The organism is Pseudomonas sp. P5_152 (assembly GCF_033989915.1).
In the GTDB taxonomy this organism is placed as follows: domain Bacteria; phylum Pseudomonadota; class Gammaproteobacteria; order Pseudomonadales; family Pseudomonadaceae; genus Aquipseudomonas.
Window position 1 is genome coordinate 4,241,090 of record NZ_JASFAH010000002.1, and the last position, 15,433, is coordinate 4,256,522.

General features: G+C 63.7%; 13 protein-coding genes. 7 read left to right on the top strand and 6 right to left on the bottom strand.

What is annotated here, in order from left to right; translation table 11 throughout:
• Positions 1–59 precede the first annotated feature (59 nt).
• The 6 genes from QMK50_RS19080 to QMK50_RS19105 form a co-directional block, all read right to left on the bottom strand.
• Complete coding sequence (locus tag QMK50_RS19080; RefSeq protein WP_095166681.1) at positions 60–869, bottom strand: ABC transporter permease; 810 nt, start codon at positions 867–869, stop codon at positions 60–62.
• Complete coding sequence (locus QMK50_RS19085) at positions 859–1,806, bottom strand: ABC transporter permease (protein ID WP_095166683.1); 948 nt, start codon at positions 1,804–1,806, stop codon at positions 859–861. The genes QMK50_RS19080 and QMK50_RS19085 overlap by 11 nt, the downstream gene beginning before the upstream one ends.
• Position 1,807: 1 nt before the next feature.
• Positions 1,808–2,845: an ABC transporter ATP-binding protein gene (locus tag QMK50_RS19090; protein WP_095166685.1), complete on the bottom strand. Its 1,038-nt coding sequence runs from the start codon at positions 2,843–2,845 to the stop codon at positions 1,808–1,810.
• Between the two features lie 249 nt (positions 2,846–3,094).
• Entirely contained in the window at positions 3,095–4,246 is a 1,152-nt protein-coding gene (ydcS, locus tag QMK50_RS19095; protein WP_320333732.1) for a putative ABC transporter substrate-binding protein YdcS, read from the bottom strand.
• A gap of 87 nt (positions 4,247–4,333) precedes the next feature.
• Positions 4,334–5,824 (bottom strand): gamma-aminobutyraldehyde dehydrogenase, encoded by a 1,491-nt coding sequence (locus QMK50_RS19100; RefSeq protein WP_320333733.1) that lies wholly within the window; start codon positions 5,822–5,824, stop codon positions 4,334–4,336.
• 101 nt (positions 5,825–5,925) lie between these two features.
• Positions 5,926–6,840 (bottom strand): LysR family transcriptional regulator, encoded by a 915-nt coding sequence (locus QMK50_RS19105; RefSeq protein ID WP_095166691.1) that lies wholly within the window; start codon positions 6,838–6,840, stop codon positions 5,926–5,928.
• Positions 6,841–7,038: 198 nt separating this feature from the next.
• Here QMK50_RS19105 and QMK50_RS19110 point away from each other — a divergent pair, with 198 nt between their 5' ends.
• From QMK50_RS19110 to QMK50_RS19140, 7 genes are all read left to right on the top strand, one after another.
• Positions 7,039–7,713 carry a tellurite resistance TerB family protein gene (locus tag QMK50_RS19110; RefSeq protein WP_159993983.1) on the top strand — a complete coding sequence of 225 codons (675 nt, stop codon included), beginning with the start codon at positions 7,039–7,041 and terminating at the stop codon, positions 7,711–7,713.
• A 326-nt stretch (positions 7,714–8,039) separates the two neighbouring features.
• A complete protein-coding gene (locus QMK50_RS19115; protein WP_413787325.1) occupies positions 8,040–9,602 on the top strand; it encodes a methyl-accepting chemotaxis protein in 1,563 nt (520 codons plus the stop codon).
• Positions 9,602–10,138, top strand: a complete 537-nt coding sequence (locus tag QMK50_RS19120; protein WP_095166697.1) for a chemotaxis protein CheW — start codon at positions 9,602–9,604, stop codon at positions 10,136–10,138. Before QMK50_RS19115 ends, QMK50_RS19120 begins: the two co-directional genes overlap by 1 nt.
• Entirely contained in the window at positions 10,135–11,412 is a 1,278-nt protein-coding gene (locus QMK50_RS19125) for a CheR family methyltransferase (RefSeq protein ID WP_320333734.1), read from the top strand. Before QMK50_RS19120 ends, QMK50_RS19125 begins: the two co-directional genes overlap by 4 nt.
• Complete coding sequence (locus tag QMK50_RS19130) at positions 11,409–12,092, top strand: chemotaxis protein CheW (protein ID WP_095166701.1); 684 nt, start codon at positions 11,409–11,411, stop codon at positions 12,090–12,092. The genes QMK50_RS19125 and QMK50_RS19130 overlap by 4 nt, the downstream gene beginning before the upstream one ends.
• Positions 12,089–14,380: a hybrid sensor histidine kinase/response regulator gene (locus tag QMK50_RS19135; protein WP_320333735.1), complete on the top strand. Its 2,292-nt coding sequence runs from the start codon at positions 12,089–12,091 to the stop codon at positions 14,378–14,380. The genes QMK50_RS19130 and QMK50_RS19135 overlap by 4 nt, the downstream gene beginning before the upstream one ends.
• On the top strand, positions 14,377–15,387 hold the full coding sequence (locus QMK50_RS19140) for a chemotaxis response regulator protein-glutamate methylesterase (RefSeq protein ID WP_095166705.1): 1,011 nt from the start codon (positions 14,377–14,379) through the stop codon (positions 15,385–15,387). Before QMK50_RS19135 ends, QMK50_RS19140 begins: the two co-directional genes overlap by 4 nt.
• The last annotated feature ends 46 nt before the right edge of the window (positions 15,388–15,433 follow it).

The following is a 15,433-nucleotide window of genomic DNA, read 5'->3' on the forward strand; positions in this document are numbered from 1 at the left end:
CCCAACGCAATCGCGGGCAAGCCCGCTCCCACAGTGGCCCTGTTCCTCCAGTTATCCGTTTATTTACCGCCGCTACCGGCCACGCTTTCACCGCCGCGTGTCAGGTAGTAGGCACCGAGAATCGGCAGCATGGTCACGATCATCACCAGCATCGCCACCACGTTGGTCACAGGCACGTCCCGTGGGCGGCTCAGTTGATTGAGCAGCCACAGCGGCAAGGTGCGTTCATGGCCGGCGGTGAAGGTGGTGACGATGATTTCGTCGAACGACAGGGCAAACGCCAGCATGCCGCCGGCCAGCAACGCCGAGCCGAGGTTCGGCAGGATGATGTAGCGGAAGGTCTGCCAGCCATCGGCGCCCAGGTCCATCGAGGCCTCGATCAGGCTGTGGGAGGTGCGGCGCAGGCGGGCGATGACGTTGTTGTAGACGATCACCACACAGAAGGTCGCGTGACCGACGATGATGGTGAACATACCTGGCTCGATGCCCAGGGATTTGAAAGTCGCCAACAAGGCAATCCCGGTGATGATCCCCGGCAGGGCAATCGGCAGGATCAGCATCAACGAGATGCCTTGCTTGCCGAAGAAGTCGCGCCGGTACAGCGCCGCCGAGGCCAGGGTGCCGAGGACCATGGCAATCAGGGTCGCGATGGCGGCGATCTGGGCCGACAGCTTGATGGCTTCCAGGACGTCAGGTCGCGAGAACGCCACGCCGATCCACTTCAGGGTGAAACCCTTGGGCGGAAAACTGAACGCTGCGTCTTCGGTGTTGAAGGCGTACAGGAAGATGATCAGGATCGGGAAGTGCAGGAACACCAACCCGCCCCAGGCCGCGATGCGCAGACCTAAAGAAGCTTTCTCAGAGTGCATCGAAGGCCCCCAGGCGTTTGACGATGGATAGGTAGATGGCGATCAGCACGATCGGCACCAGGGTGAAAGCCGCGGCCATCGGCATGTTGCCGATCGCGCCTTGCTGGGCGTAGACCATGCTGCCGACGAAGTAACCCGGCGGGCCCACCAGTTGCGGCACGATGAAATCGCCCAGGGTCAGGGAGAAAGTGAAGATCGAACCCGCGGCGATGCCCGGGATCGACAGCGGCAGGATCACCTGCATGAAGGTCTGGCGTGGCTTGGCCCCGAGGTCGGCGGAGGCTTGCAGCAGGGACGGTGGCAGGCGCTCCAGCGAAGCCTGGATCGGCAGGATCATGAACGGCAGCCAGATGTACACGAACACCATGAAGCGGCCCAGGTGCGAGGTGGACAAGGTGCTGCCACCGATCCCGGGAATCCCCAGGACGAATTGCAGCACCGGCTCCAGCCCCAGGTGCTGGACGAACCACTGTGCGACGCCGCCTTTGGCCAGCAGCAAGGTCCAGGCGTAGGCCTTGACGATATAGCTGGCCCACATCGGCATCATCACCGCGATGTAGAAGAACGCCTTGGTCTTGCCGGTGGTGTAGCGCGCCATGTAGTAGGCAATCGGAAACGCCACGATGGCGCTGGCGATCGAGACCACAATGGCCATGCTCAGGGTGCGTAGGATGATGTCGAAGTTCGATGGCTGGAACAGCGCGGCGAAGTTGCCCAGGGTCAGGTCGGGGGTGACCGCCATGGTGAAGTCGTCAAAGGTGTAGAAGCCCTGCCATAACAGGGTCAGGAGCGAGCCGAGATAGATCGCGCCGAACCAGATCAGCGGCGGCACCAGCAACATCGACAGGTACAGATTGGGGCGGCGATACAGCAGGTTGGAGAACCGGCGCAGCGGCGAGCCCCCCGAAGGCGTTTGTGTCATGGTCACGGTGTTCATCTCACACCCCGCTCGTGACGGTGTCGTGCAGCGGGGTCATCGCCTCGCGGGCCCAGCGCGCGCTGATGCGTTGTCCGGTCTGGTGCTGGGCGCTGGTGTCCAGCCACTGGTTGTTGGCCTTGCTGATGTTCAGGGTCTGGCCGTTTTCCAACTTCAACTCGTAACGGGTGGCGCTGCCCTGGTACTGGATGTCGTGCAGCAGACCGCTGACTTCGATCTCATGGCTGGCCAGCGGGCCTTCGGCGAAACGCACGTGTTCCGGACGAATCGAGAAGGGCTGCGGGTTGCCGCTCAGTTGTTGCGCCAGGTCGCCACGGATCACGTTGGAGGTGCCGACGAATTCGGCGACGAAGGTGGTGGCCGGTTTCATGTACAGGTTGCGCGGGGTGTCGACCTGCTCGATGCGGCCCTTGTTGAACACCGCCACGCGGTCGGACATCGACAGGGCTTCGGTCTGGTCGTGGGTGACGAAAATGAAGGTGATGCCGAGCTGGCGCTGCAGTTTCTTCAGCTCGCTCTGCATTTGCTCACGCAGCTTCAGGTCCAGCGCCCCCAGGGGTTCGTCGAGCAACAGCACCCGTGGGCGATTGACCAGAGCGCGAGCCAGGGCCACACGCTGGCGCTGGCCGCCGGACAATTGCACCGGCTTGCGCTCGCCGTAGCCGCCCAGGGCCACCATGGCGAGGGATTCTTCGGCACGCTCCAGGCGTTCCTTCTTGCCCACGCCCTTGACCTTCAGGCCGTAGGCGACGTTGTCGCGGACATTCATGTGGGGGAACAGGGCGTAATCCTGGAAGACGGTGTTGACGTCACGCTGATAGGGCGGCAGGCCGGCGGCTTCTTCGCCGTGGATGCGGATCGACCCCGCGCTCGGCTGTTCGAAGCCGGCGATCAGCCGCAGGCAGGTGGTTTTGCCCGAGCCGGAAGGGCCGAGCATGGAAAAGAACTCGCCGTCCTGGATGTCGATGGAAACCCGGTCTACGGCTTTCACTTCGCCGAATAGACGGGAAACGTTGGTGAACTGGACTGCAAGCGTCATGGTGCGGTGCTCCAAAAAGGCGCGGGCCGTCGCAGCGGCCCTGCCTGGACTTCTGAAAAATCTATTAATCGAAAATCAATTCTGCTTTTGGCAAAGCGATGGAGCTGGAAAAGTCGTTCAGGGAGCGTCGCGAGCGGCGATTAGTCGTGTCCGGCCAGCGCACAGCCCCCGCAGCGTACGTCAGTACGTGAGGAGGCGAGCACTGCCCGGGCGCGGATAATCGACGCGCAGCAGCTCCCGGAATGACTTTTAGCGGCCGCCCATGATCGCGATGTAGTCCTGGGTCCAGCGGCTGTACGGCACGAACTTGCCGCCTTCAGCCTGCGGGGTTTTCCAGAAGGCGATCTTCTCGAACTGGTCGAAACCGTTGGTCTTGCAGCCTTCGGCGCCCAGCAGTTCGTTGCCCTGGCAAGCCGCCGGGACCGCTGGCAAGGAGCCGAACCAGGCCGCGACATCGCCCTGGACCTTGGGTTGCAGCGACCAGTCCATCCACTTGTAGGCGCAGTTCGGGTGCTTGGCCTCGGCGTGCAGCATGGTGGTGTCGGCCCAGCCGGTGGCGCCTTCTTTCGGGATAGTCGAGGCGATGGGCTGTTTCTCGTTCATCAGGCCGTTGACCTGATAGGGCCAGGCGCTGGAGGCCACTACCCCTTCGTTCTTGAAGTCACTCATTTGCACGGTGGTGTCGTGCCAGTAGCGGTGGATCAGCGGCTGCTGGGCGCGCAGCAGGTCGAGCACGGCCTTGTACTGCGCTTCGGTCAGCTCGTAGGGGCTCTGGATGCCCAGTTCCGGCTTGGTGCTTTTCAGGTACAGCGCCGCGTCGGCGATGTAGATCGGGCCGTCATAGGCCTGCACGCGGCCTTTGTTGGGCTTGCCGTCTGGCAGGTTCTGCGCATCGAACACCACGTTCCAGCTGGTGGGGGCCGTCTTGAACACGTTGGTGTTGTACATCAGCACGTTCGGGCCCCATTGATAGGGGGTGCCGTATGTCTGCTGGTTGACCACGTACCAAGGGGCATCCTTGAGGCGCGGGTCGAGGTTTTTCCAGTTAGGGATCAGCGCGGTATTGATCGGCTGCACACGCTTGCCGACGATCAACCGCAGCGAGGCGTCGCCAGAGGCAGTCACCAGGTCGTAGCCGCCCTTGGCCATCAGGCTGACCATCTCATCGGAAGTGGCGGCGGTCTTGACGTTGACCTTGCAGCCGGTCTCCTTCTCGAAACCGGTCACCCAGTCGTAGGCCTTGTCGCTTTCACCCCGTTCGATGTAGCCAGGCCAGGCCACGATGTCCAGTTGGCCCTCGCCGGCACCAACGGCTTTCAGCGGTTCGGCGGCCTGGAGGCTGGCACTGGCCAGCAGCGCGGTGGTGATTGCACTGAGCAATGCGGTCTTGTGCACGAACATGGGGTTTCCCTCTTCTTTAAATTATGGTCGGGGCAGTGTTGAACGTGATGCAGCTGGCCTTTTCGGCTTGTTATTAGCTTAGTAGCGTTATTTCAGGTCATTGCCGTGACGGGCCATGATGTGCCGCACCACGCTGTAGTCCTGCAGCGAGTCGCTGGACAGGTCCTTGCCGTAGCCGGAGCGTTTCAAACCGCCGTGGGGCATTTCACTGACCAGCATGAAGTGGCTGTTGATCCAGGTGCAGCCGTACTGCAAGCGCGCCGCGACCTGCATCGCCTTGTCCAGGTTTTGCGTCCAGACCGACGACGCCAGGCCATATTCCGAGTCGTTGGCCCAATCCACCGCTTGCTCCAGCTCGTCGAAGCGGGTCACGGTGACCACCGGGCCGAACACTTCGCGCTGGACGATTTCATCGCTTTGCTTGCAACCGGCGAGCAGGGTTGGCTGGTAATAGAAACCGGCGCCGGAATGCACTGCCGCGCCGGTCACCCGTTCGATGTGCGGCTGGCCGAGGGCGCGTTCGACAAAGCTGGCCACGCGGTCGCGCTGGCGGGTGCTGATCAGTGGGCCGATCTCGTTGTCGGCGTCACGCTTGCCGGCGAATCGCAGGCTGCTGACCGCCGCGCCCAGTTCCGCCACCAGCTTGTCGTGTATCCCCACCTGGGCATAGATGCGGCAGGCTGCGGTGCAGTCCTGCCCGGCATTGTAGTAACCGTAGCTGCGCACGCCGGCGACTACGGCTTGCAGGTCGGCATCGTTGCAGACGATCACCGGTGCCTTGCCGCCCAGTTCCAGGTGGGTGCGCTTGAGGGTCTTGGCGGCGGCCTGGAGGATTTTCTGCCCGGTGACGATGTCGCCAGTGAGCGAGACCATGCGTACTTTGGGATGGCTGACCAGGTGGCTGCCGACCCCTTCACCGCCCCCGCAGATGATGTTGATCACCCCGCGCGGCAGGATCTCGGCCAGCGCTGGCGCCAGGGCCAGGATCGACAGCGGGGTATGTTCGGAGGGCTTGAACACCAGGGTATTGCCGGCGGCGAGGGCCGGGGCGATTTTCCAGGCGGCCATCATGATCGGGTAGTTCCACGGCGCAATCGAGGCCACTACGCCAATCGGGTCACGGCGCACCATGCTGGTGTAGCCCGGCAGGTATTCACCGCTGAGCTGGCCAGTCTGGCAGCGCACGGCGCCAGCGAAGAAGCGGAACACATCGACCGTCGCACTGAGGTCATCCTGGCGCGCCAGGTGCAGTGGCTTGCCGCAGTTCAACGATTCCAGGCGGGCCAGCAGGTCAGCGTGTTTTTCGATGGCGTTGGCGATTTCCAGCAGGATGTTCGAGCGCTGTTGCGGGGTGGTCCGCGACCAGCCGGCAAAGGCCCGGTGGGCGGCGAGGATCGCGGCTTCGACCTGTTCGGTGCTGGCTTCGGCAATGTGGGTCAGCACTTCGCCGGTGGCCGGATTGAGAATCGGCTCGACAAAGCCCTGGCCGGCTACCAATTCACCGTCGATCAGCAATGCGGTGAACAAAGGGGTCTGCGCGGCGGGCATTTTTCGGATTCTCTTTTGTTGTGTGGCCATGGTGCTCCCTGTGACTGGGGCCCCGACCGTCTTATAGATGTACAAAGACTAGTGGCGGGGCTTGAGGACGACAAATACTAAATACTGAATGCAGCGTTCGATTAAATAGATGGCTTGCGCCCGCCGGGTGGCTGTTCGCGGGCCACCGTCAGGAAGGGGTCGACCAGTGCCGGGCGGGCGGTGCCGCGGCGCCAGGCCAGGCCGACATCGAGGGTCTGGCTGAGGTCGGCGATGGGCCGTGCTTCGATGATGTCGCCTTCCAGGGACCATGGGCGGTAAGTCATGTCGGGCTGGATCGACACCCCCAGGCCCGCTGCGACCAGGCTGCGCACGGCCTCGGTGGAGGCGGTGCGCAGGGTGATGCGTGGCTGCAGCGAGGCAGCTCGCCACATGCGCTGGGCGTTGCGGTCCATCTCGTCGACGTTGAGTTGGATCAGTGGTTCGCGGGCGACGTCCGCCAGGTTGATGCTGTCGTGCTCCAGCAGCGGGTGCTGGGCCGGCAGCCACAAGCGGTGGGGCGAGTGAGTCAGTACCTCGGTTTGCAGGGCGTGACGATCCTCGAGGTTGGACAGGATCAGCACCCCGACATCGATTTCGCCACTGACCAGCAAGTGCTCGATGTACGGGCGCTCATCTTCCATGACCCGGAGCTCGACATTGGGGTAGGCCCGTTGAAAGCGGGTCAGCAGGTCGGCCAGGTAGTAGCCCGCGACCAGGCTGGTGACTCCAATGGTCAACTGCCCGGCCACCTGGTCGGTGCTCTGCTGCAGGCTGCGTTTGGCATTGTCCACGGTGGCCAGGATCAAATGCGCCTGGCGCAGGAACTGGTGTCCCTGATGGGTCAGGGTCATGCCCTTGGCGTGGCGGTTGAACAGGTTGACCCCAATCTCCTGCTCCAGTTGCTGGATGGCCAGGGTCAAGGTGGACTGGGAGATATACACCGCTTGTGCGGCGGCCGAGATCGAGCCGGTTTCGGCGACGGCGATGAAGTGACGGATCTGACGCAGGGTCATCATGGGAAAAGTACCCGGTGGGCGGTTTTTATAGATTTTTCCCAGTGTATATCTTTTTTATCGATGCCCTAGCCCAGCTAGCAAGGCGGCCGCAAGGGCTGGGCAACATCTGGAAGCACTCTCGCTGACGGGCCTCGGGCACTTTAGATCTAGGCTGATGGCCTTATTTATTGGTTAAACGTGATTTTCTGGAGGCGACACATGATTACCCGTGGTTTGCTCGATCAGTTACTCAAGTCCGGCCAGGACCTGTTGCAGAACAAGGCCGGTGGAACCCAGAACAAAGCAGCTGGCGGCGGACTGGGCAGCCTGCTCTCCGGCGCTGGCGGCGGGGCCTTGGCCGCCGGCGCGATGGGTCTGCTGCTGGGAAACAAGAAGGCGCGCAAAGTCGGCGGCAAGGTGGCGGTCTATGGCGGCCTCGCGGCACTCGGCGTGATTGCCTACAAGGCCTACGGCAACTGGCAGGCCCAGCAGGGCACGGCGCCGCAGACCGAGCCGCAAACCCTCGATCGCCTGCCGCCGGCGCAGGTCGAGCAGCACAGCCAGGCCATCCTCAAGGCCCTGGTGGCTGCTGCCAAGGCCGATGGGCACGTCGACGCGCGCGAGCGTGAGCTGATCGAGGGCGAGTTCCGCAAGCTGGACAACGACCAGGAACTGCAGCACTGGCTGCACGCCGAACTCAACAAACCACTGGACCCGACCGACGTCGCCCGCGCCGCCAGCACCCCGGAAATGGCCGCCGAGATGTACATCGCCAGCGTGATGTTGGTGGACGAGGAGAACTTCATGGAGAAGTCCTACCTCGACGAACTGGCCCGCCAGCTCAAGTTGGAGCCAGGATTGAAGGCCGAGCTGGAGCGGCAGGTGCGTCTCTGAGTGTCGCAGGTGAGCCATCGCCAAGTGAAACACGGCGAGGACTGTGTCCTCGAACGCAGCCTCGCCGGCTCGCCCGCAATGGCCAATCCACCGTCTGTTTCTACACAAATATCACTGGCGGCCCCCAACCCATCTGACGGAAAGTAGCCGTCCCAGAGCGGATCCAGACTTTTCGCTCGGGATGAGACGCAGTGCGCAACCGCTGCTTAAACCCAGCGCGCCCTCGGCTATACTCCCCACCATTTGAATGGCCCCGAGGACTGACTGTGAAGAACTGGACGTTGCGCCAACGCATTTTGGCGAGCTTTGCGGTGATTATCGCCATCATGCTGTTGATGGTGGTCGTCTCTTATTCACGTCTGCTGAAGATCGAAGCCAGCGAGAACAGCGTTCGCGACGATGCCGTGCCTGGGGTCTACTACAGCTCGATGATTCGCAGTGCCTGGGTCGACAGCTACCTCAAGATCCAGAAAATGCTCGGCCTGGAGGAAGGGCAGGGGGTCAATGAGCAAGACCTCGCCGATTTCAAGGCCTTCGAGCAGCGTCTCGAAGAACAAATGGCCAACTACGCCGCGACTATTCATGGTGTCGAGGACCGCACCGAGTTCGATGCCTTCGAGAAAGCGCATCAGGATTTCAAGCGGATTCTGGCCACCGTCCTTGAGCTGCATAAGAACCACCAGGAGCAAGAGGCAATCAAGCTGTTCAACGAGCAGTTGACGCCAGCCTGGGTTGCCGGCCGCCTGAAGCTCAATGATGTCATCCGCGAGAACAAGGCGGTTGCCGACCACGCGACCACCGCCATCGACGACGCCGTCGTCGCGGCGAAAATCAGCATGGGCGTGTCGTTGTTGGTGGCGGTGCTGGCGGCGGCGCTCTGCGGCCTGCTGCTGATGCGCGCGATCATGGCGCCGATGAACCGCATCGTGAAGATCCTCGAAATCATGCGCACCGGGGACTTGAGCAATCGCCTCAACCTCGACCGCAAGGATGAGTTCGGCGCCGTGGAAAGCGGCTTCAACGACATGATGACCGAGCTCACCGCACTGGTGTCCCAGGCCCAGCGTTCTTCGGTACAGGTCACCACCTCGGTGACCGAGATCGCCGCCACCTCCAAGCAACAGCAGGCCACGGCCACCGAAACTGCGGCGACCACCACGGAAATCGGGGCGACCTCGCGGGAAATCGCGGCGACCTCCCGTGACCTGGTACGCACCATGACCGAGGTTTCCACCGCTGCCGATCAGGCTTCGGTACTGGCCGGCTCCGGTCAACAGGGCCTGGCGCGCATGGAAGACACCATGCACTCGGTGATGGGCGCGGCCGACCTGGTCAATGCCAAGCTGGCGATCCTCAATGAGAAGGCCGGCAACATCAACCAGGTGGTGGTGACCATCGTCAAGGTCGCCGACCAGACCAACCTGCTGTCGCTGAACGCCGCCATCGAGGCGGAAAAGGCCGGTGAGTACGGTCGCGGTTTTGCCGTGGTCGCCACCGAAGTGCGGCGACTGGCCGACCAGACGGCCGTTGCCACCTATGACATCGAGCAGATGGTCCGTGAGATCCAGTCCGCAGTCTCGGCCGGTGTGATGGGCATGGACAAGTTCTCCGAAGAAGTGCGCCGCGGCATGTCCGAAGTGCAGCAGGTCGGCGAACAACTGTCGCAGATCATCCATCAGGTCCAGGCGCTGGCGCCGCGGGTGCTGATGGTCAACGAAGGCATGCAGGCCCAGGCCACCGGCGCCGAACAGATCAACCACGCGCTGGTGCAGTTGGGCGATGCCAGCAGCCAGACCGTCGAGTCGCTGCGCCAGGCCAGTTTCGCCATCGACGAATTGAGCCAGGTGGCCGTCGGGCTGCGCAGCGGCGTCTCGCGATTCAAAGTCTGATGAGCGAGCTCGTGGTCAAGCGGGGCGCGGGTGTGGCCCCGAAACAAGCGCTGTTCCTGGTGTTTCGCATCGGTGGCGAGCGTTATGCCTTGCAGGCCGTCGAGGTGGCGGAGGTGCTGCCACGCCTGCCGCTCAAGCCGATTGCCCAGGCGCCGCATTGGGTCGCCGGGGTGTTCGGCTACCGCGGGACGGTGGTGCCGGTGATCGATGTCGGCGCGCTGACCTTCGGCCTGGCTGCCGAAGCACGCACCAGCACCCGCCTGGTGCTGGTGCACTATCGACCCGATGCCACGCTGCCAGCGCAGTTGCTGGGATTGATTCTCGAGCAGGCCACCGACACCTTGCGCTGCAATCCGGCGGAGTTTCAACCCTACGGCCTGGACAATCGCCAGGCGCCGTATCTGGGGCCCGTGCGCGAAGATGCCCAGGGACTGCTGCAATGGGTGCGGGTCGCGGACCTGCTGGATGCCCAGGTGCAGGCGCTGCTGTTTCCGTCGCCACCCTTGGACCTGTCAATGCTTGAGGATCGAGCATGAGCAGCGACCAGCGCTTTTTCGACTTCCTCAAAGAACGCATCGGCCTGGACGTGACCTCCGTCGGGCCGGCGATCATCGAGCGCGCGGTACGCCAGCGCACGACCGCGCAGCAGGTGCAAACGGCCGATCAATACTGGCAACGCTTGCTGGGTTCGCGAGACGAACAGCAAGCGCTGATCGAAGCGGTGATCGTGCCCGAGACCTGGTTTTTCCGGTATCCGGAATCCTTTGCCACCCTGGCCAGGCTGGCAAGCAAACGCCTGGGCGAGCTCAATAACATGCGGGCTCTGCGCATCCTCAGCCTGCCGTGCTCCACCGGCGAGGAGCCCTATTCGATTGCCATGGCCTTGCTCGATGCCGGGTTGGCACCTCATCAGTTCAAGGTCGACGGCCTGGACGTCAGCCCGTTGTCGGTGGAACGGGCCAAGCGGGCGTGCTATGGCAAGAACTCCTTTCGCGGAGAGCAGGGCGATTTTCGCGAGCGGCATTTCAGCGCTGAAGACGACGGTTATCGCCTCAGCGAGCGGGTTCGCGAACAAGTGCGTTTGCAGGTCGGCAACCTACTGGACCCGAGCTTGCTGGCCAATGAACCGGCCTATGACTTCGTGTTTTGCCGCAACTTGCTGATCTACTTTGACCTGCCGACCCAGACCCAGGTCTTTGAAGTGCTCAAGCGCCTGACCCACGTCGATGGCGTGCTGTTCATCGGCCCGGCCGAAGGCAGTCTGCTGGGGCGCCTGGGCATGCGCTCGATCGGCATTCCCCAGTCGTTTGCCTTCAGCCGCCACAGCGAGCCTGAACCCCAGCCACTGCCGGCCTATATTGCGCCAGCGCTGCCAGTGAGCTTGCCGGTGCGCCGCGCGCCTGCGCCGCCAGTGCGCAGTCGACCCTTTGCAACCGTAGCCCGCCCAGTGTCGCCGCGGGCCGAGCAGCCAGACGCTGGCGATGCGGCGGTGCTGTTGGCACACATTGCGACCCTGGCCAACGAAGGCAAAAGCCCGCAAGCGCGTGCCGCCTGTGAGGCGTACCTGCGCAGCCACGGCCCGGTGGCGCAAGTGTTCTACTGGTTAGGCCTGCTCAGTGATGTGGCTGGCAGCGTGCTGGAAGCCCAGGGGTTTTATCGCAAGGCGTTGTACCTGGAGCCGCAACACCCCGAAGCCCTGATGCACCTGGCCGCGTTGCTCGCGTCCCAGGGCGATGTGGCTGGGAGCCGACGCTTGCAGGAGCGCGCGGCGCGCAACGAACGTACCGCTGACAGTGAGCGCAAACGATGATCGGTTCAGTTTCGTTGAACGTGACCCACGCCGATGCCCAGGCCATCGACGACTGCTGGAACCGCATCGGTGTCCACGGTGACAAGTCCTGTGGGTTGCTGGCCGAGCATATTCATTGCCGCAACTGCGCGGTCTACTCGGCCGCGGCTACCCGCTTGCTGGACCGCTATGCGCTGCAGCAGGACGACCAGGCCCATGGCTCGGCGACGGTCGAGGTACAGGTCGCCACCCGTTCATTGCTGATGTTTCGCCTGGGCGAAGAGTGGCTGGCGCTGAGCACCCGCAGCCTGGTGGAAGTGGCGCCTTTGCAGCCGGTGCATTCCTTGCCCCACCAGCGCTCGCGGGCGCTGATGGGGGTGGCCAATGTGCGCGGCGCACTGGTGGCCTGCCTGTCGCTGGTGGAGTTGCTGGGGCTGGAGGCCTCGACGGTGGCCGCGTCCGGTGCGCGGGTCATGCCGCGCATGTTGATCATTGCCGCCCACGGCGGTCCGGTGGTGGTACCGGTGGACGAGGTCGATGGGATCCATGCGATTGATCAACGGCTGCTCGACGCAGCCTCGCGCTCGGGCCAGCAGGCCAGCGCGAAGTACACCCGAGGCGTATTGCCATTTAACGGTCGCAGTTTGCGTTGGCTGGATGAAGAGCAGTTGCTGTCCGCCGTGACCCGGAGCCTCACATGACCCCCGAGCAAATGCGCGACGCGTCGCTGCTGGAGTTGTTCAGCCTGGAGGCCGAGGCCCAGACCCAAGTACTCAGCGCCGGGTTGCTGGCGCTGGAGCGTGATCCGACCCAGGCCGATCACCTGGAAGCCTGCATGCGCGCCGCCCACTCGCTCAAGGGCGCGGCGCGGATTGTTGGCGTCGATGCCGGGGTCGAAGTGTCCCATGTGATGGAGGATTGCCTGGTCAGTGCCCAGGAAGGCCGGCTTCTGCTGCGCCCCGAGCACATTGACGCGTTGCTGCAAGGCACCGACCTGCTGATGCGCATCGCCACGCCTGGCAACGAGGTCGGGCCCAGTGATATCTACGCCTATGTGGCGTTGATGGGGCAGTTGCTCGATCCCGCGTCGGCGCCGACACCGGTGAGCCTGCCACCGCTGGCGCCGGAGCTGCCGATGGCCGAGTTGCAACTCGAACCGCCGGCCGCGCGCTTCGAACTGTCGGAGCCGGAGCCTCTGCTGGCGGAACTCGCCAAGCCTGCCAAACGGGTCACCGAGGGCGGCGAGCGGGTGCTACGGGTGACTGCCGAGCGCCTGAACAGCCTGCTCGACCTGTCGAGTAAATCGCTGGTCGAGACCCAGCGTTTGAAACCCTATCTGGCGACCCTGCAGCGCCTCAAGCGTATGCAAAGTAACGGCCTGCGCGCCCTGGAAAACCTCAATGCCCAGCTCAAGGAGCAGAGCCTGAGCCTGGAAGTCGAGGAGGCCCTGGAGGATGCGCGGCGGCTGCTGGCCGAGTCTCAGCAATTGCTGGCGGAGCAAACGGCAGAGCTGGACGAGTTTGCCTGGCAAGCCAGCCAGCGTGCCCAGGTGCTGTACGACACTGCGCTGGCCTGCCGCATGCGGCCGTTTGCCGACGTGTTGACCGGCCAGGCGCGGATGGTCCGCGACCTGGGCCGCAGCCTCGGCAAACAGGTGCGCCTGGAGATTGAGGGCGAAAAGACCCAGGTCGACCGCGACGTGCTGGAAAAACTCGAAGCACCGCTGACGCACCTGTTGCGCAATGCGGTGGACCACGGCATCGAGTCGCCGGAGCAGCGCTTGCTGGCCGGCAAACCGGCCGAAGGGCTGATCCGCCTGCGGGCGTCCCACCAGGCGGGCCTGCTGGTGCTGGAACTGAGCGACGACGGCAACGGCGTGGACCTGGAGCGGGTCCGGCGCAGCATCGTCCAGCGTCAACTGTCGCCGGCCGAGACCGCGGCGCAATTGAGTGAAGAGGAACTGCTGACGTTCCTGTTCCTGCCCGGCTTCAGCCTGCGCGACAAAGTTACTGAAGTTTCCGGCCGTGGCGTCGGCCTCGACGCCGTCCAGCACATGGTGCGCCAGTTGCGCGGCGCGGTGGTGCTGGAGCAGAAGGCGGGCGAGGGCAGTCGTTTCCACCTTGAAGTGCCGCTGACCCTGTCGGTGGTGCGTAGCCTGGTGGTGGAAGTCGGCGAGGAGGCCTACGCCTTCCCGCTGGCGCACATCGAGCGCATGTGCGACCTGGCGCCAGAGGACATCGTGCAGGTGGAGGGGCGCCAGCACTTCTGGCACGAGGGCCGGCATGTCGGGCTGGTGGCCGCCACCCAGTTGCTGCAACGGCCGGTGAGCCAGAACAGCGCCGCGACCCTCAAGGTGGTGGTGATTCGTGAGCGCGATGCGGTGTACGGTGTGGCCGTCGAGCGTTTTATCGGCGAGCGCACCCTGGTGGTGCTGCCGCTGGATGAGCGCCTGGGCAAGATCCAGGATATTTCCGCCGGGGCCTTGCTGGATGACGGTTCGGTGGTGCTGATCGTCGACGTCGAGGACATGCTGCGCTCGGTGGATAAACTGCTCAATACCGGGCGCCTGGAGCGGATCGCCCGGCACAGCCAGCAAGCCGCGCAGGTGGCCCGCAAGCGGATCCTGGTGGTCGATGACTCGCTGACGGTGCGCGAGTTGCAACGCAAGCTGCTGCTCAACCGAGGTTATGACGTGGCCGTCGCCGTTGACGGCATGGACGGCTGGAACGCCCTGCGCGCCGAGGACTTCGACCTGTTGATTACTGATATCGATATGCCGCGCATGGACGGGATCGAGCTGGTCTCGCTGTTGCGCCGCGACAATCGCCTGCAGTCACTGCCAGTGATGGTGGTGTCCTACAAGGACCGTGAAGAGGACCGGCGCCGTGGACTGGACGCTGGAGCCGACTATTATCTAGCCAAAGCCAGCTTTCATGACGATGCGCTGCTCGACGCAGTGGTAGAGCTCATAGGGGGAGCGCGGGCATGAAGATCGCAATCGTCAACGATATGCCGATGGCTGTGGAAGCGCTGCGCCGGGCCCTGGCGTTCGAGCCGGCGCACCAGGTGGTGTGGGTGGCCAGCAATGGCAAGGAGGCGGTGCAACGTTGCGCCGAACTGACGCCGGACCTGATCCTCATGGACCTGATCATGCCGGTCATGGACGGGGTCGAGGCGACCCGCCGGATCATGGCGGATACGCCGTGCGCCATCGTCATCGTCACGGTCGATCGCCAGCAGAATGTGCATCGGGTGTTCGAGGCCATGGGGTACGGCGCGCTGGATGTGGTCGACACGCCGGCCCTGGGGGCCGGCAATGCCCAGGAAGCCGCCGCACCGCTGCTGCGTAAAATCATCAACATTGGCTGGCTGATCGGCGAGAAGGGCAACCGCGAACGCCCGGCACCCAGCCCGCTGCGCAGTTCGGCCTCGCGCCAGCGCCTGGTCGCCATTGGCTCCTCGGCCGGCGGTCCGGCGGCGCTGGAAGTGCTGCTCAAGGGCTTGCCGCGGGATTTCCCGGCGGCCATCGTGCTGGTGCAACACGTGGATCAGGTGTTCGCCGCCGGCATGGCGCAGTGGCTCAGCAGTGTCAGTGGCCTGAACGTACGCCTGGCCCAGGAGGGCGAGCCGCCGCAAAGCGGCACGGTGTTGCTGGCTGGCACCAACCACCATATTCGCTTGTTGAAAAACGGCACGCTGGCCTACACCGCCGAGCCGGTCAATGAAATCTACCGGCCCTCGATCGATGTGTTCTTCGAAAGTGTGGCCAGTTACTGGAACGGTGATGCAGTAGGTGTGCTACTCACCGGAATGGGCCGCGATGGAGCCCAGGGACTCAAATTGATGCGCCAGCAGGGCTACCTGACCATCGCTCAGGATCAGCACAGCAGCGCGGTGTACGGTATGCCCAAGGCCGCCGCCGCCATCGACGCCGCGGTGGAAATTCGCCCGCTGGAAAAAATAGCGCCACGATTGCTGGAGATCTTTGCAAAATGAATGACATCCGCAGCGGTACGGGCCAAGTAGTATTTCAGGTGAACCC

What these genes read in the sequence shown, in the direction of transcription:
- QMK50_RS19080 (WP_095166681.1), bottom strand. Translation starts at nt 869, where the DNA reads ATGCACTCTGAGAAAGCTTCTTTAGGTCTGCGCATCGCGGCCTGGGGC.
- ydcS (WP_320333732.1), bottom strand. Translation starts at nt 4,246, where the DNA reads ATGTTCGTGCACAAGACCGCATTGCTCAGTGCAATCACCACCGCGCTG.
- QMK50_RS19135 (WP_320333735.1), top strand. Translation starts at nt 12,089, where the DNA reads ATGACCCCCGAGCAAATGCGCGACGCGTCGCTGCTGGAGTTGTTCAGC.
- QMK50_RS19130 (WP_095166701.1), top strand. Translation starts at nt 11,409, where the DNA reads ATGATCGGTTCAGTTTCGTTGAACGTGACCCACGCCGATGCCCAGGCC.
- QMK50_RS19085 (WP_095166683.1), bottom strand. Translation starts at nt 1,806, where the DNA reads ATGAACACCGTGACCATGACACAAACGCCTTCGGGGGGCTCGCCGCTG.
- QMK50_RS19110 (WP_159993983.1), top strand. Translation starts at nt 7,039, where the DNA reads ATGATTACCCGTGGTTTGCTCGATCAGTTACTCAAGTCCGGCCAGGAC.
- QMK50_RS19125 (WP_320333734.1), top strand. Translation starts at nt 10,135, where the DNA reads ATGAGCAGCGACCAGCGCTTTTTCGACTTCCTCAAAGAACGCATCGGC.
- QMK50_RS19100 (WP_320333733.1), bottom strand. Translation starts at nt 5,824, where the DNA reads ATGGCCACACAACAAAAGAGAATCCGAAAAATGCCCGCCGCGCAGACC.
- QMK50_RS19090 (WP_095166685.1), bottom strand. Translation starts at nt 2,845, where the DNA reads ATGACGCTTGCAGTCCAGTTCACCAACGTTTCCCGTCTATTCGGCGAA.
- QMK50_RS19115 (WP_413787325.1), top strand. Translation starts at nt 8,040, where the DNA reads ATGCTGTTGATGGTGGTCGTCTCTTATTCACGTCTGCTGAAGATCGAA.
- QMK50_RS19105 (WP_095166691.1), bottom strand. Translation starts at nt 6,840, where the DNA reads ATGATGACCCTGCGTCAGATCCGTCACTTCATCGCCGTCGCCGAAACC.
- QMK50_RS19120 (WP_095166697.1), top strand. Translation starts at nt 9,602, where the DNA reads ATGAGCGAGCTCGTGGTCAAGCGGGGCGCGGGTGTGGCCCCGAAACAA.
- QMK50_RS19140 (WP_095166705.1), top strand. Translation starts at nt 14,377, where the DNA reads ATGAAGATCGCAATCGTCAACGATATGCCGATGGCTGTGGAAGCGCTG.